23 protein-coding genes and 1 pseudogene are annotated in these 24,953 nt (G+C 72.7%); 7 read left to right on the top strand and 17 right to left on the bottom strand.

Annotated elements, in window-relative coordinates; genetic code table 11:
• The first annotated feature begins 130 nt into the window (after positions 1 to 130).
• The 3 genes from ACIA8F_RS25025 to ACIA8F_RS25015 all read left to right on the top strand — a co-directional run bounded on the left by ACIA8F_RS25025 (position 131) and on the right by ACIA8F_RS25015 (position 4,187).
• Entirely contained in the window at positions 131 to 700 is a 570-nt protein-coding gene (locus ACIA8F_RS25025) for a hypothetical protein (RefSeq protein ID WP_399381969.1), read from the top strand.
• Between the two features lie 98 nt (positions 701 to 798).
• Entirely contained in the window at positions 799 to 2,886 is a 2,088-nt protein-coding gene (locus tag ACIA8F_RS25020) for a bifunctional polysaccharide deacetylase/glycosyltransferase family 2 protein (protein WP_399382054.1), read from the top strand.
• Between the two features lie 2 nt (positions 2,887 to 2,888).
• Positions 2,889 to 4,187, top strand: a complete 1,299-nt coding sequence (locus tag ACIA8F_RS25015) for an acyltransferase family protein (protein WP_399381967.1) — start codon at positions 2,889 to 2,891, stop codon at positions 4,185 to 4,187.
• 19 nt (positions 4,188 to 4,206) lie between these two features.
• Here ACIA8F_RS25015 and ACIA8F_RS25010 read toward each other — a convergent pair whose 3' ends face one another.
• The 4 genes from ACIA8F_RS25010 to ACIA8F_RS24995 all read right to left on the bottom strand — a co-directional run bounded on the left by ACIA8F_RS25010 (position 4,207) and on the right by ACIA8F_RS24995 (position 6,926).
• A complete protein-coding gene (locus tag ACIA8F_RS25010) occupies positions 4,207 to 4,797 on the bottom strand; it encodes a SixA phosphatase family protein (RefSeq protein ID WP_399381966.1) in 591 nt (196 codons plus the stop codon).
• Positions 4,794 to 5,297: an ATP-binding protein gene (locus ACIA8F_RS25005; protein WP_399381964.1), complete on the bottom strand. Its 504-nt coding sequence runs from the start codon at positions 5,295 to 5,297 to the stop codon at positions 4,794 to 4,796. The genes ACIA8F_RS25010 and ACIA8F_RS25005 overlap by 4 nt, the downstream gene beginning before the upstream one ends.
• Before the next feature lie 140 nt (positions 5,298 to 5,437).
• Positions 5,438 to 5,626, bottom strand: a complete 189-nt coding sequence (locus tag ACIA8F_RS25000; protein ID WP_399381962.1) for a DUF6381 family protein — start codon at positions 5,624 to 5,626, stop codon at positions 5,438 to 5,440.
• 709 nt (positions 5,627 to 6,335) lie between these two features.
• On the bottom strand, positions 6,336 to 6,926 hold the full coding sequence (locus tag ACIA8F_RS24995) for a TIGR03086 family metal-binding protein (protein ID WP_399381961.1): 591 nt from the start codon (positions 6,924 to 6,926) through the stop codon (positions 6,336 to 6,338).
• A gap of 345 nt (positions 6,927 to 7,271) precedes the next feature.
• Here ACIA8F_RS24995 and ACIA8F_RS24990 point away from each other — a divergent pair, with 345 nt between their 5' ends.
• The gene (locus ACIA8F_RS24990; RefSeq protein ID WP_399381960.1) at positions 7,272 to 7,916 is read left to right on the top strand and encodes a dihydrofolate reductase family protein; all 645 of its coding nucleotides are present in this window, start codon (positions 7,272 to 7,274) and stop codon (positions 7,914 to 7,916) included.
• A gap of 114 nt (positions 7,917 to 8,030) precedes the next feature.
• A complete protein-coding gene (locus ACIA8F_RS24985) occupies positions 8,031 to 9,122 on the top strand; it encodes a PP2C family protein-serine/threonine phosphatase (protein WP_399381959.1) in 1,092 nt (363 codons plus the stop codon).
• A 63-nt stretch (positions 9,123 to 9,185) separates the two neighbouring features.
• On the opposite strand, the pseudogene ACIA8F_RS24980 reads toward ACIA8F_RS24985, so the two are convergent.
• From ACIA8F_RS24980 to ACIA8F_RS24970, 3 genes and pseudogenes are all read right to left on the bottom strand, one after another.
• Positions 9,186 to 9,359, bottom strand: a pseudogene (locus ACIA8F_RS24980) (asparagine synthase-related protein); the annotation flags it as partial.
• A gap of 419 nt (positions 9,360 to 9,778) precedes the next feature.
• Positions 9,779 to 10,801: a heme A synthase gene (locus ACIA8F_RS24975; protein WP_399381958.1), complete on the bottom strand. Its 1,023-nt coding sequence runs from the start codon at positions 10,799 to 10,801 to the stop codon at positions 9,779 to 9,781.
• A gap of 132 nt (positions 10,802 to 10,933) precedes the next feature.
• Positions 10,934 to 11,311 (bottom strand): FKBP-type peptidyl-prolyl cis-trans isomerase, encoded by a 378-nt coding sequence (locus ACIA8F_RS24970; RefSeq protein ID WP_399381956.1) that lies wholly within the window; start codon positions 11,309 to 11,311, stop codon positions 10,934 to 10,936.
• A gap of 89 nt (positions 11,312 to 11,400) precedes the next feature.
• Here ACIA8F_RS24970 and ACIA8F_RS24965 point away from each other — a divergent pair, with 89 nt between their 5' ends.
• The gene (locus ACIA8F_RS24965; RefSeq protein WP_399381955.1) at positions 11,401 to 11,904 is read left to right on the top strand and encodes a DinB family protein; all 504 of its coding nucleotides are present in this window, start codon (positions 11,401 to 11,403) and stop codon (positions 11,902 to 11,904) included.
• A 54-nt stretch (positions 11,905 to 11,958) separates the two neighbouring features.
• On the opposite strand, the gene ACIA8F_RS24960 is transcribed toward ACIA8F_RS24965, so the two are convergent.
• Positions 11,959 to 13,686, bottom strand: coding sequence for an amidase (locus ACIA8F_RS24960; RefSeq protein ID WP_399381953.1), 1,728 nt, complete (start codon positions 13,684 to 13,686; stop codon positions 11,959 to 11,961).
• A gap of 141 nt (positions 13,687 to 13,827) precedes the next feature.
• Between ACIA8F_RS24960 and ACIA8F_RS24955 the strand changes: the two genes are divergently transcribed.
• Complete coding sequence (locus ACIA8F_RS24955) at positions 13,828 to 14,526, top strand: TetR/AcrR family transcriptional regulator (protein ID WP_399381951.1); 699 nt, start codon at positions 13,828 to 13,830, stop codon at positions 14,524 to 14,526.
• 75 nt (positions 14,527 to 14,601) lie between these two features.
• Here ACIA8F_RS24955 and ACIA8F_RS24950 read toward each other — a convergent pair whose 3' ends face one another.
• Genes ACIA8F_RS24950 through ACIA8F_RS24910 form a run of 9 tightly spaced genes read right to left on the bottom strand, consistent with a single transcriptional unit; the run spans position 14,602 to position 24,506 of the window.
• Complete coding sequence (locus ACIA8F_RS24950) at positions 14,602 to 15,168, bottom strand: flavin reductase family protein (RefSeq protein ID WP_399381950.1); 567 nt, start codon at positions 15,166 to 15,168, stop codon at positions 14,602 to 14,604.
• A gap of 55 nt (positions 15,169 to 15,223) precedes the next feature.
• A complete protein-coding gene (locus ACIA8F_RS24945) occupies positions 15,224 to 16,048 on the bottom strand; it encodes an alpha/beta hydrolase (RefSeq protein WP_399381948.1) in 825 nt (274 codons plus the stop codon).
• 1 nt (position 16,049) lies between these two features.
• Positions 16,050 to 17,801: an FAD-dependent monooxygenase gene (locus ACIA8F_RS24940; RefSeq protein ID WP_399381947.1), complete on the bottom strand. Its 1,752-nt coding sequence runs from the start codon at positions 17,799 to 17,801 to the stop codon at positions 16,050 to 16,052.
• 10 nt (positions 17,802 to 17,811) lie between these two features.
• Positions 17,812 to 19,152 carry an NtaA/DmoA family FMN-dependent monooxygenase gene (locus tag ACIA8F_RS24935; protein WP_399381945.1) on the bottom strand — a complete coding sequence of 447 codons (1,341 nt, stop codon included), beginning with the start codon at positions 19,150 to 19,152 and terminating at the stop codon, positions 17,812 to 17,814.
• A gap of 46 nt (positions 19,153 to 19,198) precedes the next feature.
• The gene (locus tag ACIA8F_RS24930; protein ID WP_399382052.1) at positions 19,199 to 20,077 is read right to left on the bottom strand and encodes an ABC transporter ATP-binding protein; all 879 of its coding nucleotides are present in this window, start codon (positions 20,075 to 20,077) and stop codon (positions 19,199 to 19,201) included.
• Positions 20,071 to 20,973: an ABC transporter ATP-binding protein gene (locus tag ACIA8F_RS24925; protein WP_399381943.1), complete on the bottom strand. Its 903-nt coding sequence runs from the start codon at positions 20,971 to 20,973 to the stop codon at positions 20,071 to 20,073. The genes ACIA8F_RS24930 and ACIA8F_RS24925 overlap by 7 nt, the downstream gene beginning before the upstream one ends.
• The gene (locus ACIA8F_RS24920) at positions 20,970 to 21,860 is read right to left on the bottom strand and encodes an ABC transporter permease (protein WP_399381941.1); all 891 of its coding nucleotides are present in this window, start codon (positions 21,858 to 21,860) and stop codon (positions 20,970 to 20,972) included. Before ACIA8F_RS24920 ends, ACIA8F_RS24925 begins: the two co-directional genes overlap by 4 nt.
• Positions 21,861 to 21,862: 2 nt before the next feature.
• Entirely contained in the window at positions 21,863 to 22,891 is a 1,029-nt protein-coding gene (locus tag ACIA8F_RS24915) for an ABC transporter permease (protein WP_399381939.1), read from the bottom strand.
• Positions 22,892 to 22,922: 31 nt separating this feature from the next.
• The gene (locus ACIA8F_RS24910; RefSeq protein WP_399381937.1) at positions 22,923 to 24,506 is read right to left on the bottom strand and encodes an ABC transporter substrate-binding protein; all 1,584 of its coding nucleotides are present in this window, start codon (positions 24,504 to 24,506) and stop codon (positions 22,923 to 22,925) included.
• Between the last annotated feature and the right edge of the window lie 447 nt (positions 24,507 to 24,953).

Here is a 24,953-nt window from a genome sequence, read left to right as displayed (position 1 = left end):
ATTCGGACGGGTGCACTAGCGTTCGCCCTGCCATCCCATGGTCTACGTAGCCTGCCCTGAAAGGCCCTGCAAGGTGCGCTCAGTCATCAGTTCCCTTGAACACAGATCGGCGCACCAGGAAGAGCCTGAAATGTCCGGGTCGAACCACGGGGCGAGCTACGAGTCGGGCTTGGAAGAGCCCCTTCCCGACCCGGTCTTCGTCGACCAGTCAGGTCTGCGCGGCCGTCTGCTGCGAGGTCTCGGCTGGCCGGTCTCCGTGGTCGGCGCGGTCCTGGCCGTCGCCATGGGCAGCAGCCTGGTCGGCCTGCAGGCCGACGCTCCGGCGATGGGCATACCCGCACACCCCTCGCTGTCGCCCGGCCTCCGGCCGTCACCCGCGGCGGCACCCGGATCCCCGGTGCCACCGGCCGCACCGGGGTCTTCCCCGTCCAAGGCGGCCACACCGTCCGCGACGTCCCAGACGAAGGCCCCGGCCACCCCGGCGAAGCCGTCGGGCAGCACGCCGAAGCCCTCGGCCGCGGCGTCCAAGTCCGCGGTGGCCACGCCGAAACCGTCGGCCGGCAAACCGAAGCCCACGGGCAGCACGGTCAAACCCATGGCCGACCCGGCGGCCCCCACGGCCGGCGGGCCCGCCGGCGCCGGCCCGTCGCGTCTTTCGCGCCCTTCGAGCCCTTCGCGCCCTTCGGTCCCGACCCCCTGATCGTCCGCACCACCCATCTCACAGGAGCGTCATTGTCCCGCCATCAGCGCCGCCGCCGGCAGTCCCTGCTGAGGCCGCGCCGACTGGCCGCGCCGCCGCTGCGCTTCGTCATGCCGCTGTCCTTGCTGGCGTGCCTGCTTGCGCTTCTCGTACTGCGCGGCCTCGCCACCAACGAGGCCTTCCACGACGCCCGGGTCGCGGACTCGGTCGACAAGACGACGGTGCCGGCCGACCTGCTCGAAGGCGGTCCGATCATCGACGCGCGCGGCAGCAAGAACGCGCACCCCGTGAGCTACCGGATCCCCGACCACACCGTGGTGCTGAGCTTCGACGACGGTCCCTCGCCGGAGTGGACCCCGAAGATCCTGGACGTGCTCGCGGCCCGCAAGATCCGCGCGGACTTCTTCGTCACCGGCGCCATGACCGCGCGCAACCCGGACCTGATCCGGCAGATCGTCGCGGGCGGCCACGAACTGGGCGTGCACACCTTCACGCACGCCGACATGGCCCTGCAGTCCCACGGCCGGGTCGGCTGGGAGCTGGCGCAGACGCAGCTGGCACTCGCCGGAGTCGCGGGCGTCCACAGCGCGCTGTTCCGCCCGCCGTATTCCTCCAACGCCGCGGCGATGGACGACTGGAACTATCCGGTCATCAAGTACGTGGGCGCGCACGGCTACCTCACCGCGTTCATCGACCGGGACACCGACGACTGGATGCGTCCCGGTGTCGAGGAGATCGTCAAGGCGGCCATGCCGGAGACGCCCGGTGCGGGCGAGATGATCCTGCTGCACGACGCGGGTGGCGACCGGGCCCAGACCGTTGCCGCGCTCGAGCAGATCATCGACCAACTGCAGGCGCAGGGATACCGGTTCACCACCATCTCCGAGGCGCTCGGCGCCACCAGTGCCACGGTGCCGGTGACCGGATTCCAGCTGTGGGCGGGCAAGGGATACATCTGGGCCACCCAGTTCGCCGTGCACACCCTGCCGGTGATGATCGGGCTGCTGGCCCTCGTCGGCTTCCTCAACTTCGGCCGGTTCGGGCTGATGCTGATCCTGGCACCGATGCACGCCCGCCGCGCCAAGCGCCGCGACACCTGGGGACGGCCCGTCACCGAAAAGGTCACGGTACTGGTCCCCGCGTACAACGAGCGCGAGTGCATAGCCAACACCCTCAACTCCCTGGCCGTCAGCGACCAGCCGATCGAAGTCATCGTCATCGACGACGGCTCCAGCGACGGCACCGCGGACATAGTCGAGGCGATGAACCTGCCGTTCGTCCGGCTGATCCGCAAGGCCAACGGAGGCAAGTCCAGCGCCCTCAACACCGGTATCGCGGCCGCCTCGCACGAGATCATCGTGATGATGGACGGCGACACCGTCTTCGAACCGTCCACCGTGCGCGAGCTGGTCCAGCCCTTCGGCGACCCGGGGATCGGCGCGGTCGCGGGCAACGCCAAGGTCGGCAACCGCGACAGCCTGATCGGCGCCTGGCAGCACATCGAGTACGTCCTCGGCCACAACCTGGACCGCCGCATGTACGACATGCTGGGCGTCATCCAGACCATCCCCGGGGCGGTCGGCGCCTTCCGCAAGGAAGCCCTGCGCAGGGTCGGCGGGATGAGCGACGACACCCTCGCCGAGGACACCGACATCACCATCGCGGTGCTCTGCGACGGCTGGCGGATCGTCTACGCCGAGCACGCCCGGGCCTGGACCGAGGCTCCCGCCAGCCTCCAGCAGCTCTGGTCCCAGCGGTACCGCTGGAGCTACGGCTCCATGCAGGCGATGTGGAAGCACCGCGCCGCGGTGACCTCCCGCGGCCCGGCCGGGCGCTTCGGCCGGATCGGGCTGCCGCTCGTCGTGCTGTTCGGCGTGGTCGCCCCGCTGCTGGCGCCGCTGGTCGACATGTTCCTGATATACGGCGTGTTCTTCGGGGACGCCGCGATCACCCTGACCGGCTGGGGCGGCTTCATCCTGCTCCAGGCGGTGCTGTCCTGGTACGCCTTCCATCTCGACCGCGAGAAGCCCTGGTACCTGATCAGCCTGCCGATCCAGCAGGTGGTCTACCGGCAGCTCATGTACATCGTCCTGCTGCAGTCCGCGATCACGGCGATGACCGGTGGCCGCCTGCGCTGGCAGAAGCTCCGGCGCACCGGCGAGGTCGCTGTACCCGTGGAGGTCTGACCATGACCGGATACACCAACCTCGGGCGCCATCAGGACACCGTCCAGTTGAGGGTCCCCGAACTCCTGCGACAGCGGTGGGAGCAGGACTGGGAGCCGGAGCCGCAGTCGGCGCCCGAGCCGGAGCAGCAGCCGGAGTCCGAGGCGCCGGCCCCGCGCAAGGGCGGCCGCGACCGCTACCTCGACCTGCTGCGCGCGCTGGCCCTCGTGCGCGTGATGGTCTACCACAACTTCGGCTGGTTCTGGCTGCCCCTCGTCTTCCCGTCGATGGGCGTGATGTTCGCGCTGGCCGGCTCGCTGATGGCCCGCTCGCTCAGCCGCCCCGCCCTCGGCGTGATCCGCGGGCGACTGCGCCGTCTGCTGCCGCCGATGTGGCTGTTCGGCGCGATCATGATCACGCTGCAGATCATCGACGGCTGGGGCCCCGACTCCGAGGGCCACCCCACCTGGTGGTGGGGCAAGCTGGCGTTCTGGATCCTGCCGCTGAGCACTCCGCCGTTCTCCGAGGACCTGCCCGGCTTCGGCCTGACGGACAGCACCTGGGCCAGCCAGATCATCGTCCCGCTCTGGTACCTCCGGGCGTACCTGTGGTTCGTCCTGTTCTCGCCGCTGATGCTCCGGGCGCTGCGGCGGCTTCCCTGGGTGACGCTGTTCAGCCCCCTCGCGGTGCTGATCGTCATGAACCAGTTCTTCGCCGACCAGGATTTCATCTACGGACGGATCTGGGAGACCGCCAACGACTTCGCCATGTTCGGCTCCTGCTGGATCCTCGGCATGGCCCACCAGGAGGGGATCCTCAAGAGGATCCCGCAGTACGTCGTGCCGTCCATCGCGCCGCTGCTCATGGTGGCCGGCCTCTGGTACCTGGGGACCCGGCCGGTCGACCCGACCGTGCAGACCGATATCGAGTCCTGGCCGATCGCCCAGGCCCTGTGGTCGCTGGGCTTCGTCGCCATCCTGCTCCACGTCAGCCCGTCCTGGGAGCAGTGGCCCAGGGCGCTCGAACGCTGGAACGGCCTGGTCAGCCTGCTCAACGCGCGCGCCGTCAGCGTCTACCTGTGGCACCAGACCGCGCTGGTGATCGCCGTCCCGCTGATCGACCTCCTCTGGGGCGTCCACTTCTTCTACGCGAACCTCCAATGGCTGCTGACCAGCCAGTGGTTCGCGCTCCTGGTGGCCATCCCGCTGGTCGGCCTGCTGGTGCTGACCTTCGGCTGGATCGAGGACGTGGCCGCCAAACGCTCGCCGCGGCTCCTGCCCTACCCGAGACGCCAGCGCGGCAGGCGCCGGTCCGCCGACTGACGGGGGAGCGCGGCCCGCGTCAGCGGGCGGCGCCCCGGGGGACGGCGAAGCCGGTCAGCCGGGCCGAACCCGGCGCGAGCTCCCGCCAGGGGCCGGGGCAGGTGAGCACCGCGATCGCGGAGGTCGGGAACTTCGCCGACAGCCGCTCCATCGCCGCGGCCTCCGCGGCGTCCCCGGCCTCCCGTGCGAGGCCGACGGCCAGCTCCTCCAGACCCGGGTTGTGCCCGACGAGCAGCAGCGTCCGTACCTCGTCGGGGACTTCGGACACCACCGCCAGCAATTCCTCCGGCTCGGCCGCGTACACCCGTTCGTCGAAGCGCACCGGAACCGCGGCGCCGAGCTCCGCGGCCGCCAGGGCCCAGGTCTCGCGCGTCCGCCGGGAGGTGGAACAGAGCACCAGCGCGGGCAGACACCCGGCATCGCGCAGCCAGCGGCCCGCCGCTGGCGCGTCCCGCAGCCCGCGGGGGCCCAGCGGCCGTTCGCGGTCCGCGACGTCGGGCCAGGCGGACTTGGCGTGGCGCAGCAGCACCAGACGGGCGGCGGACCGCGTGCTCTCGCCGTCCGCGTTCTTGCTCTCCGACTTGCTCTCCGGCTTGCTCACCGCGTTCATGCTCTGGGCCCCATGGCCCCACCCTCCCACGGTCCGCCGGACCGGGCCCAGGGCGGTGCGTCGAGCTCCGCCCACACGCACTTTCCGCCCTCCGCCGGCTCCGAGCCCCACGTGCGGGCCAGCCGGTCCACGATGACCAGCCCGTGGCCCCCGGGCCGCGCCGGGTCCGGCGGGTGCCGGAGGAACGGGGCGTCCGGACTCGCGTCCGTGACCTCGATGCGCAGCCCCCCGGCGGTGCGGCGCAGGAGGAGCGAGCTCGGCCCGCCCCCGTGCAGTCGGGCGTTGGCCACGATCTCGGAGACCACCAGCAGGGCGTCGTCCGCGATCCCGGCCCCGAGGCCCTCGTCGTGAAGGCCCTGGTCGTGGTGGTTCCCGGCTTCGGGCAGCCACTGCCACTCGGTCAGCGCGGCGCGGGCGAAGTCGCGGCACCTGCTGACGACATCGGTGCTGCCGTGCAGCACCAGACGCCGGGTCCGCTCCGGTGACCCGCGCTCGCTCATGGTGGTTCCTCACACGGTTGCGCATCCGTATCCGGACACGCCCCGCGCCTACCCGACCACACGCCGCGGAACCGTGGCAGCGTCACGGGTGTCGCCGGACCGGTTCATCTCCGGCTGCATTCCCCGGCTGCATTCACCGGTTACATGGGGTCCATGGTTCCGCTGCCGGGCCCGTTCTCCTGCTCGCTCTTGCGCCGGATGTGCAGGGCCTTCTCGATGAGCCGCTGCCGCTCGGCCGGATCCGCGGCGCGCTGCGCCGCCTGCTCCAGTTCCTGGGCCTTGTCACGCATCTGCCGGGCCCGCAGGCTCGGCTGGCTCTCGTTGCTCATGACCGGTCCTCGGTTCGGGGGGAGTGCCGTACCCCCCAGCCAATCAGCACCGAACCACCCCCGCCACCGCGCCCGGCACCGGCTCTCCCCGCAGGGATTGAGCCGGGCCGGGGTGGGCAGGCGCGCGGCGTACCCGATCGATTGGAGCAGCCATGGGAACCCCACCCAACGATCCCGTCCCGCCCAGCCCCACCCCGGTGCCCGGACCGGGACCCGGGCCGCAGCCCGGGCCGCTCCCCGGACCCGTACCGGTACCCGGGCCCGACCCCGTACCCCCGGCTCCGCCGCAGCCCGGACCCGATCCCGTGCCGCCGCCCGCCCCGGGGCCCGAGCCGCACCCGCAGCCGGGGCCGCTGCCCGGCCCCGTCCCGGCGCCGGAGCCCCTCACCTGAGGCGGCGCCGGGCGGCCCCGCCGCAGGGCCGTCCGGTGGCGCCGGCCGCCGAACCGGTCGATAGGCCCGGCCGTCCACCGGGCCACGGCTAGGGGGTGTCTTGTCGATCAGGCCGGGCTCGCGGGGGCTGGCACCGCGCCTCGCCGCGTTGTCGTCACTCGCCGACTTCCCCAAGCTCTCGGCTTCGCTCGAGCAGGGGAGACCCCATTCGCGTCGACTCTTTCCTCCGCCTTGCGATGCACGGCACCAGCCCCCGCTCCCTGATCCGGCCTGATCGACAAGACACCCCCTAGCGCTGTGACCGGGGCCGTCGGGCGTCAGGGCCGCCGGCCGGGATCGCGCCCGCTCAGGCCGACCGCCCGGTCCAGCAGCGGGGTCCCGTCCGGCACGGGGACGACGGGGCCGAAGATGTCCCCGGCGCCCCCTTCCTCCCCGGTCGCGGCCACGAGGAAGGTGTACGAGGTGTCCAGCGCGGCCGGGTCGGGTGCGTACTCCTGGCCGGTGGCCCGGGCCAGGTCCCAGCCGTGGACGACCAGTTCGTTGACGGCCACCAGCCCCGCGATCTCGCCCGGCAGGTCCACACCGCCCGCGCGGGTCATGCCGGTCCAGGCGGCCGGATCCGTCCAGGCCTCGGCCAGTTCGCCGAGGACCCGCGGGAGCTCCGCGCGCCAGTCGGCGGGGAGGACCGGCAGGGCGGTGGTGGGGGCCGTGTCCGTCGTGGGGCCCAGTTCCTTGCGGGCGGCGTCGCGGAAGGCGGCGGCCAGGCCGGTGAGGTGGCCCAGCAGGGTGCCGACCGTGTAGTCGGGGCACGGTGTCGGGCCGGAGAGCCCGGCGTCCGGGACGCCTTCCGCGAGGCGGGCCACGATCCGGGCCTGCGGTCCGAGGTCGAGCATCGTCGTATCGGTCATTGCCGCTCCTTCGGGGCCAGGGGTCTGGAGGGTAGACCGGCGGCGACGCCCGGACTCATCGCAGCTCGGGCTCATCGCAGCTCGGGCTCATTGCCGCCAGGGCGGAACGGGGTGTGAGTGGATCATGGGCGTACGGACACCCCGGGCGCGCCGGGGAGAGCAGGCAGCAGCTTCCTGCCGGACGTGCGCCGGGCGGCCGAGGCGCGGACCTCGATGGGCCCTTTGACCGCGGGGATCCACCCCTGTGGGCGAACCGGGGGATCAGGTTCCGCCGCGGCGATGAGTTTGCGGAGGTCCGGGGGTCTACCCCTGTGACACGGACGACCGACTCACCGGGAGCAGACCATGGGCCTCATCCAGATCGAGATGTTCGCGACCCTCGACCTCGTCGGGCAGGCGCCCGGCGGCCCCGACGAGGATCCGGCGGGGTTCCCGTACGGCGGCTGGCAGGCGCCCCTGATCGACGAGGTCGCCGGGGAGCAGATCGGCGCCGCGTACGAGGGCACGGACGCCCTCCTGCTCGGACGGCGGACGTACGACATCTTCGCCGCCTACTGGCCCCACCAGAAGGGCGGCGAGGACGAGGGGATCGCCGCGCTGTTCAACGGCGTCCCGAAGTACGTGGCCTCCCGGGGCAAGCCCGACCTCTCCTGGGCCGGATCCACGCAGCTGGGCCCGGACCTCGCCGCAGCGGTGCGCGAGATCCGCGAGCGGCACGAGCACGTGAAGGTCGTCGGGAGCCTGAACCTCGTGCAGACCCTGCTGCGCGAGAAGCTCTTCGACCGCCTCGACCTCTGGGTGCACCCGATCGTGCTCGGGGTCGGGAAGAAGGTGTTCGACGACGGCGCGGTCCCCACCAGCCTCACCCTGCTCGCACCCCCGGAGGCCAGCCCGAAGGGCACCGTGTACCTGCGCTACGGGCTTGCCGACGGCATTCCCGCGACGGGCGACATGAGCGCCCCCGACCGCGGAGTTGCCGACGCCGGCTGAGTCCGTCCGCGCCCGGGGGGACGGGCGGCACGGCAGGCGGGAGGGCGGGCGACAGGGCGGGGCCCGCCCCTCGCCGGAGCGCTGTATCCCCCGTGCGCGGATACCCTGAGAGGTGTGATCGAGTCCGGACGGTCGCGGCTCCGCAGGCGCCGCGGCCAGGGAAGACTTGTGCGGCTGTCGCCGGTCTTCCTGACCGTCGTCATAGCCAGCCTCGCCTACACCACCCCGCCGGACATGGCCTTCAGCCGCCTCCTGCCCGCGGCGCCGGCCCTCGCCGCGGCCATGTGGCCGGTGCTCCCCACCGTCCTGCTCGGCACGGTCTGCCTCCTCCTGATGATCGGCCTCAGCCTCGTCTTCCCCGATCTGGGGACCTGGTGGACGGCCTCGGGCATCATCGCGGTGACCGTGGCCGCCGCCTACGGAAGCCACGTCCGGCTCCAGCGGGAGCGCACCCTCTTCCAGGTGAGGCTCGTGGCCGACGCCGCGCAGCAGGTGGTGCTGAGCCCCATGCCGCGCCGCTTCGGCGCCATCGAGATCGAGGCGCTGTACCTCGCGGCCGCGGCGGAGGCCCGCATCGGCGGGGACTTCTACGAGGTGGTCGACACTCCGTTCGGGGTCAGGCTGCTCATCGGGGATGTACGGGGCAAGGGACTGCCCGCCGTGGGGGCGGCCGCGGCGATCGTCAACGCCTTCCGCGAGGCGGCCTACGGAGAGGGCGACCTGGTCGACGTCGCCCGCAGACTGGACGCCAGCAGCACCCGCTACAACGCCGCCTTTCCCCCCGAGGGGCCGATGGAGCGCTTCGCCACGGCCCTCCTCGTCCAGATCCCGCACGGGGGCAGCCGCATCGACATCCTCAACTGCGGACACCCCCCGCCGCTGGTCCTGAACCGCGGGAGGGTCCGCATCCTCGACGCGGCCATTCCGTCCCCGCTGCTCAGCCTGGCGGAGCTGATCGGTGACCACTACACCGTCGACAGCTTCGGCTTCGCCCCCGACGACGTGCTGCTCCTCTACACCGACGGGATCGCCGAAGCCCGCGCCCGCGACGGCGAGTTCTTCCCGCTGACCACCTGGATGCGCCGCCAGCCGGCCGCGCCGCCCCGCGATCTCCTCAAGGCCCTCCACCGCGATCTGCTCCGCTACAGCAGAGGCCGCCTCGACGACGACATCGCCGCCCTGGCCGTGCGGTGGGGCCCGTCCTGAGGGGCGGAACCCGCGCTGTGCGTAGAGGTCGCCGAAGTAGGACTGCTCGACGAACGACCGGAAGGAGGCGCCCTGCTGTGCCAGGAGGAAGCACAGGGAGGTCGAGTCCATGCCGCCCGACAGGTCCGCGGAGAGTCCGCCGGCCGTGGCGATCCGCACGGCCACCGCCTCCTCCAGTGCGGCCCGCGCCCTCGGAGCGCCTTCGGCGAGCGGCAGCGCCGGCGCCGGGGATGCCACCAGGTGGTGGACTCGGCCCGGTCGGCGGTTATGCGCAGCCGCTGGTCGGCGGGCAGCCGGTGGACTCCGTGCCACTAAGTGCCGCGGGTCAGGCCGTAGTCGAAGCCGGGGTGCAGCATGCCCCAGGCGGCCATCTCGATGCGCGGGGTGGCCCCGCTGAGCCCGGGCCGGCGGTTCGACCGCGTCGGAAGCGGCGTGGGAGCCGTCCCGGCACCGGGCGTAGAACACCTGGCGCAGTCCGGACGCGGTCCCCTGGATGTAGGTGGAGCGGCCGTCGGTGTAGAGGATGTGATCGGCGGTATTTCGGGCGCCTCGTATGCGACAACCTCGTGGTCGTTCATTTGTGTCACCGCCTTCCGCTCGATTGATGTTCAACCTGACAAGCGGGAGCGGGGAGTATGTACTGGTCTCCTGGTGGATCAGGCGTGGGTCGCGGCACCCCGGGCGCGCGGCACCGGTGCACCGGTGAGCGGACTCGAATGGCCGGAACAGGCCCTCTTGACTGTGAAGTGCACTTGGAGCACCCCGGTCCACACGAGCGCCGAGCCCAGCAGGTGGAGCATCACGAGCAGGGCCGGCAGGGCCGTCAGCGACTGCACCAGCCCCACGAGGCCCTGTCCCAGGAGCACGGCCAGGAAGGCGGCCGCCTTGCGGCGCGCGGCTCCGAAGCCGTCCTTGGGCAGTGCGGAGAACAGGAGCAGGGCCAGGACCAGGACCGATGCGGCCAGCACACCGTGCACGACCGTCACGGCCGTCCAGTCGAAGGGCATCCGCGTCACGTCGGAGGAGTCGCCCGCGTGCGGACCGGAGCCGGTGGCGAGCGTGCCCACGAAGACCAGCAGGCCCGTCACCGCGACCAGGGCCACCGACAGCGAGCGGATCCGCGCGACGGACGCCGGCGCGGGAGGGACGGGTGGGGCGGGCGTGACGTCACCGTCGGTGGCGCCCTCGGCATCGGCGCCGGCATCGGCGTACGCCGCGTGCCAGGTGAACACCGCGGCGGTGAGCAGCAGCGTGGCGGCGAGGAAGTGCGCGGCGACGATGTACGGGCTCAGCCGCATCCAGACGGTCACTCCGCCGACGACCGCGTTGAGCACGACGATCCAGAACTGCGCCCAACCGCCGCGCAGCACCGCGGGCATGGGCTTTTCCTGGAGGCGCGCGGTAATGATGACCCAGCCCACCACGGCGCACAGCGCACCGGTGAGGAGTCGGTTCCCGAATTCGATGGCGCCGTGCATCCCCATTTCCGCGGTGGGGGCCAGCGTCTCTCCCGTGCACATGGGCCAATCGGTACAGCCGAGACCGGATCCGGTGACACGGACGATTCCGCCGGTCACGATGATCGCGATGCTTGCCACGACCGAACCGAGTGCCGCCGCTCTGACGCTTCTCGCTCCGAGTGAGTACCTGTCGGCGAGCCATGAGAGGGGAGTGCGCACGATCGGCCTTTCCTTAAGTCGCTTTTACGCGCCCGCGGTAGCGGGACCTCAGCGTACGCCGCGCGTTTGCCCCGGCCTGACGGGGCGTCGCACATGCGGGGAAGCGGCGCAATGGCGTGCTCCGGGGCGGCCTCAGACCACGGAGAGCAGGTCGACCACGAAGACGAGCGTGGAGCCGGCCGGGATCAACGGCGAGGGCGACTGCTTGCCGTAGCCCAGGCGCGGGGGAACGATGATCTCGCGGCGGCCGCCGACCTTCATCCCCCGGATGCCCCGGTCCCAGCCCTTGATGGCCCGGCCGCCGCCCACGGCGAACTTGAACGGCTCGCCCCGGTCCCAGGAGGCGTCGAACTCCTTGCCGGACGCGAAGGTCACCCCGACGTAGTGCACCCGTACGACCCGTCCCGGCTTCGCCTCGGCCCCGTCCCCGACGACCAGGTCCCGGATCGTCAGCTCCTCCGGAGCCTCGCCCTGCGGACGCTCGACCTCGGGCTTCGTCAGTTCGCTCATCGCTTCCTCATCACTCTGCGCCGGTTCCCCCGTACGGAACCCATTAAATGCCTCGACACCGGGCGGGGTGATCCGGGAGGCTTCGCGCGATGACAAGAACAGACGACATACCGCCCGCGTGGGACGAGCGCACTCAGCTCACCACGTTCCTCGACTATGCACGTGACACCGCCCGCGCCAAGTGCGAGGGCCTCTCCGCGGAGAACGCCCGCACGGCGCTCCTGCCGGGCTCGCCGCTGATGACCGTGAGCGGATTGATCAACCACCTCCGCTGGGTCGAGTACTACTGGTTCCAGGTGGTCTTCCTCGGCGAGGAGGACCAGGGTCCCTGGACCGACGAGGACCCCGACCGCGAGATGCGCATCGCCGTCGACTTCCCGCTTGGGCAGTTGCTCGACGAGTACGCCGCGCAGAGCGCCCGGTACCGCGAACTGGTCGCCGGCCACGGCCTGGACGAGCAGGCGCGGCGTGAGCGCAAGGGTCCGCGTGTCGACCTGCGCTGGATCCTGCTCCACCTCACCGAGGAGACGGCCCGCCACAACGGCCACCTGGACATCCTGCGCGAGCTGCTCGACGGCACGACCGGAGACTAGGAACGGCGCGGCCGGCGCCGGCCCTGACGGGCGGACGCCGGCCGGTGACCCCGCCTACAGGCGCGGCGTGCGCGGCGGCACCGTGCGGCGGGTGCCGGTGCTTTCGAAGGCCGCGGCCAGGGTCAGCAGGGCGTTGTCGTCGTGGGCGCGGCCCGCGAAGGTCAGGCCGACGGGCATGCCCGTGTCCGCCATGGTGCCCATGGGCACGGTCACGGTCGGGATGCCGAGGTGGCGGGGGACCAGGTTGCCGTTCGCCACCCAGACGCCGTTGCGCCAGCCGAGGTCGGCGGACTCCACGCGGACGTCCATGTCCGCGGGGCCCACGTCCGCGACGGCGGGGAAGACCACCGCGTCCAGGCCCAGCCCGTCCATCCACAGTTCCAGGTCGACCCGGCGCGTCTCCTCGAGCCCGCGCAGCCCCTCTTCGAGGAGCGGCATGTCGGCGAGGGAGGCGTACGGGCGCTCGCGCACGAAGCGCGGGTAGTCGCCGATGGTGTCGTCGAAGCCCTCGTAGCGGTCGGGCAGTTCGCCCTGCTGCTTGGGCCAGATGCGGCCGGCGTCGACCTCGGCCAGGGTGGAGAGGGCCGGGTCGCCGTTGGCGCGCAGGAAGTCGTCCCAGGCCCAGGCGGACAGGTCCTCGATCTCGAAGGTGAGGAACTCGCGGCCGACCAGTCCGCGGGTGAACAGCGAGGGTGCGCCGGGGCGGTCGGACTCGTAGTTCGACACGACGGGGAAGTCGACCTCGACGACCTCGGCGCCGGCGGCCTCCAGGTCGCGGCGGGCGGCTTCCCACAGCTCGATGACCGAGGGGCGGGTGTCGACGGGCTGCCCGGTCTGGCCGCCGATGCCCCCGTCGGGGTTCGTCCCGGCTTCGGGGTCGGCGTTGATGTACATCCGGGGCACGCCGACGCGCTTGCCGGCGAGCAGGTCGCGGGCGGCCTCGGCGTCGGCCGGTGCGAGCGCCGGGTAGGAGGCGGGGCGCACCTGCGAGGCGGAGGGCAGGGCCACCCACGGCTGTGCGCGCCACAGGTCCCCGCGGGTGTCGGGGTCGTCGGCGACGACGACGTCGAGCAGTTCGAGCAGGTCGGCCATGGTGCGCGTGTGCGGGACGACGACGTCCATGGTCGGTACGAGCGGCCAGTTGCCGCGGACCGAGATCACGCCGCGGCTGGGCGTGTAGGCGCACAGCGCGTTGTTCGAGGCCGGCGCGCGGCCCGAGGACCAGGTCTCCTCGCCGAGGCCGAACGCGCCGAACGAGGCCGCCGTCGCGGTGCCGGAGCCGTTGGAGGAGCCGGAGCCGTAGGCGCTGGTGAGCCAGTCGGCGCTGTACGGGCTTTCCGCGCGGCCGTACACGCCCCGCTGCATCCCGCCGTTCGCCATCGGCGGCATGTTGGTCAGGCCGATGAGGACGGCCCCGCCCGCGCGCAGCCGCTCGATGGCGAAGGCGTCGCGCTGGGCGACGAGGTGCTCGAAGGCGGGGGAGCCGGACGCGGCCGTCAGGCCCTTCGCGAGGTAGCTGTCCTTCGCGGTGTACGGGATGCCGTCCAGCGGGCCGAGCGCGGCGCCGCGTGCGCGGCGTGCGTCGGAGGCCTCCGCTTCGGCACGGGCGTCCGGGTTCATCACGACCATCGCGTTCAGGGCGGTGGCCGTACCGGGCCGGTCGTACGCCTCGATCCGCGCGAGGTAGGCGTCGAGCAGGCCGACGGCGGTGGTCTCGCCCTTCTCCAGCGCCGTGCGCAGGTCGGCGACAGAGGTCTCCACAACATCGAATCCGCGCGTCATACGGGTCTCTCCTGGATGGCCGGGGTCGGGCATATGGGGCGCCGGTGCGTCGGGCCGGCCGACGGGCGTCACGCTCCTCGCCGCACTGACTAGATTTTCAGTCTAGAGTAAGAATCTAAACTTCCGGAACCGAGGTGAGCGATGTCGACGTCAGAGAACGGGACGGCGGGCGCCGGGGCAGGGGCCGATGCGGCCGGCGCCGGGGCCGGCTACCGTTCCGCGGCCCGGTCCCCGGCCGACCGCAAGCGACAGCCCAGCGGGGACGAGGCGCGGGCGCGGGCGATGCGGGCGGCCATCAGCGTCATCGCCGAGAAGGGCACGGCGGCCCTGCGGATGTCGGACATCGCCGCACGGGCCGGGATGAGCACCGGGCACATCCTCTACCACTTCGGCAAGAAGGACCGGCTCCTGCTCGAAGTCCTCGCCTGGAGCCAGGCGGACCTCTGGACCCGTCTCCAGGAGGCCGCCGACCGGGCCGGATCCCCGGCCGAGAAGCTGGACCTGTTCGTCCGCTTCTACCTGCCCCGCCACCCGGGCGACGAACGCTACGCGCTGTGGACGCAGGTACTGGCCCGGCGCCACGACGAGGCGGGCCGGCAGATCCTCACCGCCCTGCTGGACGGCTGGGACGAGCGGCTGGAAGCCATCGTCCGTGAGGGCCGGGACCTGGGGGTCTTCGCCGAGGTGGACCTTCCCGAGTTCACCGTCCGGGCCGTGGCCATGCTGAGCGGTCTCTCCGAGGACGTGATGTTCGGACGCTCCCGCTGGCAGGACACCTCCGCGCACGCTTTCGCCCTGTCCGCCCTGGAACGCGAACTGCGGCCGAGCACCCGGACGTGACGAAGCCCGCACCCGTCCGGGGGGACGGGTGCGGGCTTCGGCGCCGGGACCGGGACCGGGACCGGGCGGGTCCCGTCAGCCGGAGGCCGAGTCGGGGAGCGGCTGCGCCGCGGCGAAGGCCCCGTCGTGGTGGACCAGGGCGGTCGCGTCCTGGTCGACCGAGCCGGACTCCACCTCACCGACGACCAGCAGGTGGTCACCGATCTGCTGGCGCAGGGTGATGCGGGCCGTCAGGTGGGCGGGAACCCCGTCCAGCAGCGGAAGGCCGTCCTCGGTCCGGGTCCACGCCACGCCGTCGAAGCGGTCGATGCCGCTGCGCGCGAACTGTCGCGCCAGATCCGTGTTCCCGGTGCCGAGGAGATGGACGGCGAACCGGTCCGCGGCGTGCACGGCGGGCGCGGTGGAGGCGCTCTGGCCCAGGTAGAAGGCCACCAGGGGCGGCCGGAGGGACACGGAAGTGAAGGAGGTGGCGGTGAAGCCCGCGGGCCCGGGGACGGTGATCACGGTGACCCCGGCGGCGTGGCGGCGCAGGGTGCGGCGAAGCACCTCGTCGGCGGAGAGCGCGGAGGCGGGCGCGGCGGGCTGGGCGGCGGGCGCGGAGGCCGCGGCGGGCTGGGGGGCGGATGTCGTGGAGATGGTCATGCCGGTTCCCTTCGGCGGGTGGTGCGGAACGTGTACGGGCGGGCGGCGTACGGCGTCACCAGGCGCTCGACTCCACTGCGATCAGCGGTACCAGGCCGTCCCGCAGGGCCTCCAGGAACGTGACGACCTCGGCCGCCACGGACCGGTGCTGCACGTCGTTGAGGACGTCGTGGTGGGCGCCGCGGACCACCGACAGCCGGGCCCGGGGCAGTGATTTGGCGGTGCGGGCGAGACCCTCGCGGTCGGCGAGCGGGTCGGCGTCCCCGACGAGGAGCAGCGCCGGCACCTCCGAGGTGCTCTCGTACGCGGCCTCCAGGAGGGCGTCCGGCACCGGGTCGCTCAGCGACCCCCGGCGGACCAGGGCGTCGTCGGTGAGTACGCCCCGGTGGGTGGGGCAGGACGTGCGCACGTCGAGCTCCTCCTCCCAGGCCTCCACCGTCGCGGCGGTGGACCCGGGGAGCCCGGCGAGGACGACGCCGTCCGGCCGTACGGCCTCCTCTCCCGGTTCCCGGGCGAGGAGGGCCGCGACCGCGGCGGCGCCGGCGTCGGCCCCCACCAGGACGAGCGGCCGGGCCAGGCCGTCCGGGCCCGCGGCGCCCCGGACCGCCTCCGCCAGCCGGTCGGCGAAGGCGTCCGACGCGGCGGCGGAGGAGCCGGCTCCGGCCTCGTCACCGCTTCGCGGCAGGTCGAGGACCCGGACGCGGTAGGCGTCCGAGGCGAGCCGCCTGCCGAAGCGGGCGTAGGTCGCCGGGGTCTCGCCCCGCCCGGGCACCACGACGACCGTGCCGCGCGTGAGCAGGCCCTCGGGGGCGAAGTGGTCGGCGTGATCGGTGTGGTCGGTGCCGTCTGCGCCCTCGGCGGGCCGGGTGTTCAAGGTCATCTCATACTCCTGCGGTCGTGATGTGCGCTACGGGGTGGAGCCCGGAGTCCGGGGCGCCGTGACCCAGTACGTGGTCCAGCACGGCGGCAGCGCCGCCTTCGGGAAGGGCGGCCGCGCGCCAGGCGACGTGCTGGTCCGGCCGTACGAGGACATGGCCGGTGCCGTACACGGCGCGGGCCCCGGGATCGGTCAGGTGGATCACCGTGAAGGGCAGCGCCCGGGCCGCCGCCTCCGCGACGAAGGCGTGCTCGACGGTGCGGTCCGCGGTGAGGACGAGCAGGGCGAAGGAGGCGCCGACGCGGTCGTGCAGCGTGCTGCCGTACGGGTCGATGGCTCCGTCGGGAGCGCGGTGGCCCGGCCGCGGGTCGTCCTCGTAGACGTCCGCGCGCCAGCGGGGCTCCGAGCCGAGCTGGTCCGGCTCGTACCAGATCACCGACGAGGCGTCGTAGCGCTCGTCGAAGGCCACGCCCGCCGCGTCGAGGTGGTCGCGGCGCAGCCGTTCGCCGATCTCCGCGCGCCGCCGGACGGCTTCGCCGCTGCGGTCCGCGTCCTCGGGGATGCCGCCGCGGCGGATCTCGGCGAGCGTGCTCTGCGAGCGCCGCGCGCGTTCCAGGGCGTGCTCGGCGACGCGTTGGTTGTGCGGGCGCCGCTCCTCGCCGTAGGAGTCGAGGAGGGACTCGGGGGCCTGGCCGGCCAGTACGGCGGCCAGTTTCCAGCCGAGGTTGACCACGTCCCCGATGCCCTCGCCGAGGTTGCCGCCGGGGGTGCGGACGTGCGCGGCGTCGCCGGCGAGCAGGATCCGCCCGCGGCGGAACGACTCGGCGATCCGGGTGGCGTGGTAGAAGGTCGTCGCCGAGACGAGTTCGAGGTCGGGGTCGAACCCGAAGGCGGCCCGGGCGATGTCCAGGAGCTCGGCCTCCGCGGGCTCGTACGCGAGCGGGTACGGCCCGGCGTACACCCGCCATTCGCGGGTGCTCACCGCGGCCAGGAACCCGGACGCCTTCTGGTTGACCACGATGTTGCTGCCGTGGGGCGCGGCCCCGACCCGCTCGGATATGTCGCCGGTGCGCACGATCAGACGCAGCCGCTTCTCGGTGGCGTGCTCCCCCTCGCGCCCGATGCCGGCCAGCCGGCGGGTGGTGCTGGAGCCCCCGTCGGTGCCCAGGAGGTACGCCGCCCGGACGGTGCGGGCCTCGCCCGAGTCGACGTCGACGAGCTCGGCGCGGACGCCGTCGCCGTCCTCGTGCAGGGCCCGCAGTTCCCAGCCCCCGGCGACGCTCGCCCCGCGCTCCGCGAGATGGTCGAGGAAGACCTGCTGGAGCACCGTCTGGGGCCGGCGCAGTGCCTCCTGGGCCCTGGGCCGGGAGCCGCCGGGACCGGGGAAGGCCCCCTTGAACGACGGGCCCGGCGCGGGCACCAGCTCGTGACCGGCGAGCGAGGTGACCAGCCTGGTGCCCCGGTTCCACTCCGGGGGGTAGGTCCAGGCGTCACGGATGCGCCGGAGCAGGCCCCAGCGCCGGAAGTGCTCCACGGTGCGCGCGGTGTGGCCCATGGCCCCGGCCCGGACCAGGGTCGCGGTGCGGGCGCGGTCGACGACGGCGATCCGGACGCCGTGCGCGGTCAGTTCCACGGCCGCGGCCAGGCCGACGGGGCCCGCGCCGACGATCAGTACGTCGGCCTCGGCGGGCGGGGTGGCGACCGGGAACCGGACGGTGTGGACGTCGCGCCCACCCGTCGCCGGAAATTCGCTCATGGCCCCGCCCTCAGCCGTTCAGGAGCTGCGGTACGCGGGTGCTGCGGTTGCCCGGGACCGGCAGGCCCAGGTTGCCGCGCAGGGTGTCGGCCTGGTACTCGGTGCGGAACAGGCCGCGCTTCTGCAGCAGGGGGACGACTCCGTCCACGAAGAGTTCGAGGTCGTCGCCGGTGCGGAAGGCCAGGTTGATGCCGTCGAAGGTGCCGGCCTCGAACCACCGCTCGATGGTGTCGGCGACGGTGTCCGGGGCGCCGACGAAGGGGGAGCGGTGGAACTCGTTGACGAGCTCGCCGACCTGGCGGAGCGTCAGGTTCTCGGTCCGGGCCCGCTCGATGAGCTTGGCCGCGCCCGTGCGGCCGCCCTTCTCGGCGAGGTGCGCGACGTCGGGGAAGGGCGCGTCGAGGTCGTGCACGCTGAAGTCGTACGCGCCGAAGGCCCGTCCGAGCAGGGCCAGGTTGCGGTCGAAGTCGTTGTCCTCCTCGAAGATCTCCCGCTCGCGGCGGCGGGCCGCCTCGTCGGTGGCGGCGACGACCGGGCTGCCGTGGATGAAGATCTTGATGTGCTCGGGGTCGCGGCCGTAGGCGGCGGTGCGCGTCTTGATGTCGGCGTAGTAGTCCTGCGCCTGCTGGAGCGAACCGCCCGGCGCGTAGATGCCCTCGGCCACGCGGGCGGCGAGGTCGCGGCCCTCCTCGGAGACCCCGGCCTGGAAGATCACCGGCTGGCCCTGCGGGGAGCGGGAGAGGTTGAGCGGTCCGGCCACCTTGAAGTGCTCGCCCTCGTGGTCCAGCGCGTGCAGCTTCGCCGGGTCGAGGAAGACGCCCCGCTCCAGGTCGGCGGGGAACGCACCGTCCTCGTAGGAGTCCCACAGCCCCCGGGCGACCTGGACGAACTCCAGGGCGCGGCCGTAGCGGGTGGTGTAGTCGAGGTGCTCGTCGAGCCCGAAGTTCTTGGACGTGCCGGTGTCGAAGCTGGTGACGACGTTCCAGCCGGCCCGCCCTGCGCTGATGTGGTCGAGGGAGGCGAAGCGGCGGGCGAGGTTGAACGGCGAGTTGTAGGTGGAGCTCGCCGTGCCGACCAGCCCGATGTGCCGGGTGTGGGTGGCGACCGCCGACAACAGGGTGAGCGGTTCCAGGCGGTTGAGGTAGTGCGCCGGGTAGGTGGCGTTGATGAACTGGCTGTCGACGATGAACAGGGCGTCGAAGAGGGCGTGTTCGGCCGCCTGGGCCTGGGCTATGTAGTAGTTGATGTCGATGCTGGCGTTCTTCGCGACGCGCGGGTCCTTCCACAGGCCGTGCTGGCCGGGACCTCCGACGCCGTACGGGTGCAGTGCGAGGTGGATCGTGCGGGACATCTCTGTTCCTGTCTGTAGCGAGGGGGAGTGGCGAGGGGGCGGGGGCTCAGGCGTGCAGGAGGCCGCGCAGGGCCTCGCGTTCGGCCCGGTCGGCAGGCGCGGAGTGCAAGGTGGGCGCGGAGCCCAGCAGGAGCCGGGTGTAGGGGTGCCGGGGGTGGGCGACGAGGTCGCGGGTGGCGCCGGTTTCGACGAGCTCGCCCCGGTAGAGCACCGCGATGCGGTCGGCGGTCCCGGCGACGGAGCCGAGGTCGTGGGAGATGAGGACGAGCGCGACCCCCGAGGCGCGGAGCTCCTTGAGGATCTCCAGGACCTGGACCCGGTTGGCGGAGTCCAGGGCGCTGACCGGTTCGTCGAGGATGACCAGCTCCGGTTCGGTGACCAGGGCGCGGGCCACCGCGACGCGCTGGCGCTGTCCGCCGGACAGCTCCCCGGGCAGCCGGTCGAGCAGGTCCTCCGCGAGGTGGACGCGGGCGAGGAACGAGCGGACCCGCTCGGCCGCCTCCCCGGCGGCGACGCCCTGGATCAGGAGCGGTTCGGCCAGGGACCGCGCGACGGTGAGGTCGGGGTCGAGACTGCGCAGCGGGTCCTGGAAGACGTACTGGACGGTGCCGCGTCGGCGCAGCGCGCGCCACTGGCGGCGGTTGTACGCGGTCACCTCCTCGCCGCCGACGAGGATCGAGCCCGCCGAGGCGCGGACCAGTCCCAGCACCGCGCGGGCCAGGGTGGACTTGCCCGAGCCCGTCTCGCCGATGATGCCGAGGGTCTCGCCGGGGGCGACGCTCAGCGACACCCCGTGCAGGGCGCTGCGGCGACGGCGGCGCGAGCCGTAGTGCACGTCGAGCCCGGTGACTTCGAGGACGGGCCCGGAGCGCCGCGCGGAGCCGGCCGGGGTGTCCGTGTCCCGTGCGGGCCGGGTGGTCACGATGCCTCCTGGGGTACGAGGAACTTGTCGAGGCCGTACTGCTCGTGCTCGGCGATGAGCAGCCGGGTGTACGCGTGCCGGGGCTGCCGGAGCACCGTGCGCGTCGGCCCCTGCTCGACCACCTCGCCCTGCCGCATGACGAGGACCTCGTCGCACAGCTGGGCGACGACGGCGAGGTCGTGGGAGACGACCAGGAGGGCGAGGCCCGCGCGCACGCGCAGGTCGGCGAGGAGGTCGAGGATCTCGGCCTGGACGGTGACGTCGAGGGCGGTGGTGGCCTCGTCGGCGATCAGTATCCGCGGGTCCGCGCAGATCGCCGCGGCGATCAGGACCCGCTGGAGCATGCCGCCGGAGAGCTCGTGGGTGTACTGGCCGTAGACCAGCTCCGGGTCGCGCAGGTGCACGGCCGCCAGCAGTTCGAGGGCCCGGTGGCGGGCCTCCCGCCGTTTCAGCCCCTTCTTGACCCGCAGGACCTCGGCGATCTGCGGGCCCACCCGGATCGAGGGGTTGAGGTAGGAGGCGGGGTCCTGGAAGACCGCGCTGATGGTGGTGGCGCGCAGGGAGGTCCACTGCCGGGGCGTCAGGCCGGCGATGTCGGTGCCGGCGATCTCGACGGAACCTCCGGTGACCTCGAAGTGCGCGGGCAGGATGCCCAGGGCCGCGCGGCAGGTGAGGGTCATACCGCTGCCGGACTCCCCGACGATGCCGACCGTCCTGCCAGGGGTGAGCTCGAAGCTCACGCCGTGGACGATCTCGCGCCCGGTGACGTGATCGCTGATGCGGACGTCGCGCAGGGAGAGGACCGGTGCGGCCGCCGGGGTGGCCGGGGCGGGCGTTCCACCGTCGCGGCCGGTGCTCCGGAGCTGTCCGGGAGCGGTCTGTGGGGACAGGGTCGTCATCGCGTGCCTCCGACGGACAGGGGGTCGGGCTTCGCGCGCCGGTTGGCGCGGGCCCTGCGGTTGTTGACCAGGGCGCGGCCCGCCTCGCCGGAGACGTCGCGGATCGCGTCGGCGAGCAGATTGCTCGCCCAGACGGTGACCATGACCAGCAGCGCGGGTACGAGGGGGGCCCAGGGGCGTTGGCCGAGGTAGCTCAGGTCCGAGGCGAGCAGGCCGCCCCAGGTGGGCGCGGGCGGCTGGACGCCGATGCCGAGGAAGGTCAGGCTGGAGACGATGATGAAGCCGACGCCGATGGTCTGCGCGAGCGCCACCGCGATCGGCGGGAGCACCTTGCCCCACACGTGGTGGCGTACGACCCAGCCGGTCGAGGCGCCGGAGACGATGGCGGCCTCCACGTACGGGGAGCGGGCCACGGCGAGCGTGGCCGCGCGGGCCACCCGGTAGAAGAGGGGCGAGACCAGCGTGCCGGTGACGAGCATGGCCTGGGTGAGGCCGTTGCCGAGCAGGGCGATCACCGCGACGGCGAAGAGCAGGAACGGCAGCGCCACGAGCGTGTCGGTCAGCTGCAGGGTGATCCACTCGAAGCCCCGGCCGAGGTGGACGGACAGGATCCCCGGGAGCGCGCCGACGGCCAGGGCGGTCAGCGCGACTTCGAGCGAGCCGAGCACGCTGACGCGGGAGCCGTCGAGGAGACGGCTCAGGACGTCCCGGCCGAGGTAGTCCGTGCCCAGCCAGTGGCCGCCCGAGGCGGCCGCGAGCAGCTGGTCGCTGGTGGCCAGCGGATCCTGCGGGGCGATCAGCGGGCCGAGGAGCGCGAGCAGGCCGATCAGGGCGAGTACGGCGACGGAGATCCGTCCGGACGGCAGTGCGAGAACGCGGCGCACCATGGTCACACCCCCCGTTGGGAGGCCGGCGTCACGCGCGCCAGCACCAGGTTGACGATCAGGTTGAAGGTGACGACCAGGGCGATCGACACCACGAGGACCCCCTGGACGGCCGGTACGTCGCCGGCCTGGGCGGCGTCGTTGGCGAACCGGCCGAAGCCCTGCAGGCCGAAGATCCACTCCGTCACCACGGAGGCTCCGACCAGGGCCGGGAACTTCAGGCCCAGGGTGGCGAGGGCCGGTCCGAGGCCGTTGCGGAGCACGTGCCCGAAGAAGATCCGGCGCGGGCTCAGCCCCCGGACCAGCGCGCCCGTCACGTAGTTCTCCCGGTAGGCCGCGACGAGGCTGCCGCGCAGCTGGCGGGCGACGTCGGCGACCACGTCGAAGCTCAGCGCCACCGCCGGGAGGGTGATGTGGGCGAGCCAGGGACCGAACCCCTGGTCCGCGGGCACGTACCCGGCGGAGGGGAACAGGTGCAGTCCCACTGCGAAGACCGCGACCAGCACGATGCCGACGACGAAGGCGGGCATCACCGAGATCAGGGTGACGAAGCCCGTGATCGCGCGGTCGATCCACGTGGTGCGGCGCAGCGCCGCCACGGTGCCGAGGAGGAACCCGGCGGTGACGCCGATCAGCAGCGCGAAGGTCGCGATGGACAGGCTCACGCCCAGGCCCAGGCCGATGAGCGTGGAGATGTCCGCGCCGTTGCTCCAGCTGGTGCCGAGCCGGCCGTGCAGGACCCCGCCGAACCAGTCCCAGTACTGGACCAGGAAGGGCTTGTCGAGGCCCCACTGGGCCTCCAGCCGGTGGATCGCCTCGGGCGTGGCGTCCTCGCCGAGCTGGATCCGGGCCGGGCTGAGCCCGCTCATGGACCGCAGCGAGAACGTCACGAAGGTCGCGACCAGGAAGACGGGCACGAAGATCGCGACCGACCGGGCAAGGGTGGCCAGGACCCGGCCCGCCGTGTGCCGGACCCTGGCCGCGGCGACCCCGGGGCGCCGGGCGGCCGCGGTGCGGAGCGCGGTGGTTGCCATGGGGTTGCCCCCTCTCTGTCGTGGACGGGTGTCAGCTGCCGGAGATGGTGACGCCGGTCCAGTCGATGTGGGCGGGGTTCTTGGGCAGGCCGGAGATGGACTTGCTCTTGGCGATGAGGTTCGGTGAGGAGTACGTGAACACCAGCGCCTTGCTCTCCAGGCCGGCCCGGGTCGCCGCCTGCAGGACCTTGGTGTAGTCGGGCGAATCCAGCGGGGTCTGGCGGACCTTGGCGATCGCCGCCTCGAAGCCGGCGGGCTGGTAGGGGGAGCTGAGGTTGAGCGGGCCGTTGGGGCCGAAGTGGGCGGTGAGGGTCTGCGCCGCGGAGTCCCGGCCGGTGGTCCCGTAGAGCGAGAAGGTCAGGTCCTTGGCGAAGAAGGGGGTGGACCAGTTCTTGTCGATCTTGATGGTGACGGTGATGCCGACCTTCGCCAGCTGGGACTGGACGATCTCCGCCTGCGGGTCCTCGGCGGGGATGACGAGGCTGAGCTTCAGGTCGCCCGCCTTGTAGCCCGCCTCGGCGAGCAGCTGCACCGACTTGGCCGGGTCGTAGGGGTAGGCGTTCTCCGACTCCGGGTCGAAGGCCACGTACCCCTTGGGGAACGGCTGGTTGGTCACCGAGCCGAAGCCGAAGGTGAGCTTGTCGACGAACTCCTGGCGGTTGACCGCGTGGCGGACGGCGTCGACGACCTTGTCGTTGTCGAAGGGCGCCTTGTTGGTGTTGAGGCTGATGTTGGCGGCGTTGAACCCCGGCTGCACGAAGACGTCCAGACCGGCCTTCCTGGCCGCTTCCGCCTGACTGGGCTTGATGTCGGCGAAGTTGTAGACGCCGGTCTGCAGGCCGGAGACCACCGTGGAGGAGTCGGGGGCCGAGGTCAGCTCCACGTTGTCGATGTGGATGTTCTTCGCGTCCCAGTAGGCGGGGTTCTTCTTCAGGACCGCCTTGGTGCCCGGCACCAGCTGGGTGACGGTGAACGGTCCCGCGCCGACCGGGTTCTGGTCCAGCTTCTCCGGGGTGCCGGCCGCCTTGGGGCTGGCGATCTGGAGCACCCGCTGGCCGAGGAGCTGCGGGATCTGGTAGTCGACCTGGGTGAGGTGGACGACGGCGTCCAGACCGTTGGCATCCACCGACGCGATCGAGGTCAGGTCCCCGAAGAGCGCGGAGTTCTTCTGCTTCTTGGCCCGCTCCACGGCCGCCTTGACGGCCGTGGCGTCGAGCGGTTCGCCGTCGCTGAACTTCAGTCCGGAGCGCAGGCGGAAGGTGACCTGGTCGCCCTTGTCGTTGTACTGCCAGCTCTCGGCGAGGTCCGGCACGGCCTTGCCGCTCTCGTCGGTGCGCGTCAAGGAGGCGTAGACCAGGGCGAGTTCGCGGAACTGCGCGCCGCTGCCGGAGACGACCGGGTCCCAGTGGGCCGGGAAGTACGAAGAGGTCCACTTCAGCGTGGAGTTGCCGCCGCCCCCACCGCCGACCGATGCGGCGTCACCGGCGCAGGCGCCGAGGGCGGGGGTCAGTACGGCGACGAGGGCGGCGGCGAGCACGGCGGGGCGCGGCCGTCCGGAGCGGCGTACCTGCGGGAGGTCCGTACCGGGTCTGCGGGTCACGAGGCGTGCGGACATGGCTGTTTTTCCTTGGACTTGGTCCAGGCCCGGTCAGGGCAGGAGGAGCGGGGATGCGGAGTGGTCCGGTGCCGCACACGACCGGAGGCGGGTACGCCGGCGGTCGGGGGCAGCGGACGGGAAGGCGAAGGCTCCGGGGCGCGGCCGGGCCGCCCCGCGCTGCCGGCGCGGTGCGCCGGCAGGGTCACGGAGGGCGGCCGGGACCGGACCCGGGGTACGACGGAGGAAGGGGAGGGAGGGGTACGACGGAGCGCGGGGCGCGGAGCCGGACCGCCCGGTCGGTGCAGGTGGGCGGCGCGGCTCAGTGGGAGCGCGGCCGACCGGAACCACCGGAGGCGGTGCGGCTGTTGGCGGGCGCGGTCCGGCGCCTGTGGGCCGGGGGCGGCTGGTCGGTCAGCGACAGAGAGCGCTGGACGTGCGCCGCAGGTCCACGTAGCGGCACACCAC

Origin of the sequence: Streptomyces sp. NPDC051563, from assembly GCF_044454225.1 — a bacterium.
In the GTDB taxonomy this organism is placed as follows: Bacteria; Actinomycetota; Actinomycetes; order Streptomycetales; family Streptomycetaceae; genus Streptomyces.
This window is presented reverse-complemented; position numbering and strand designations above follow the sequence as displayed.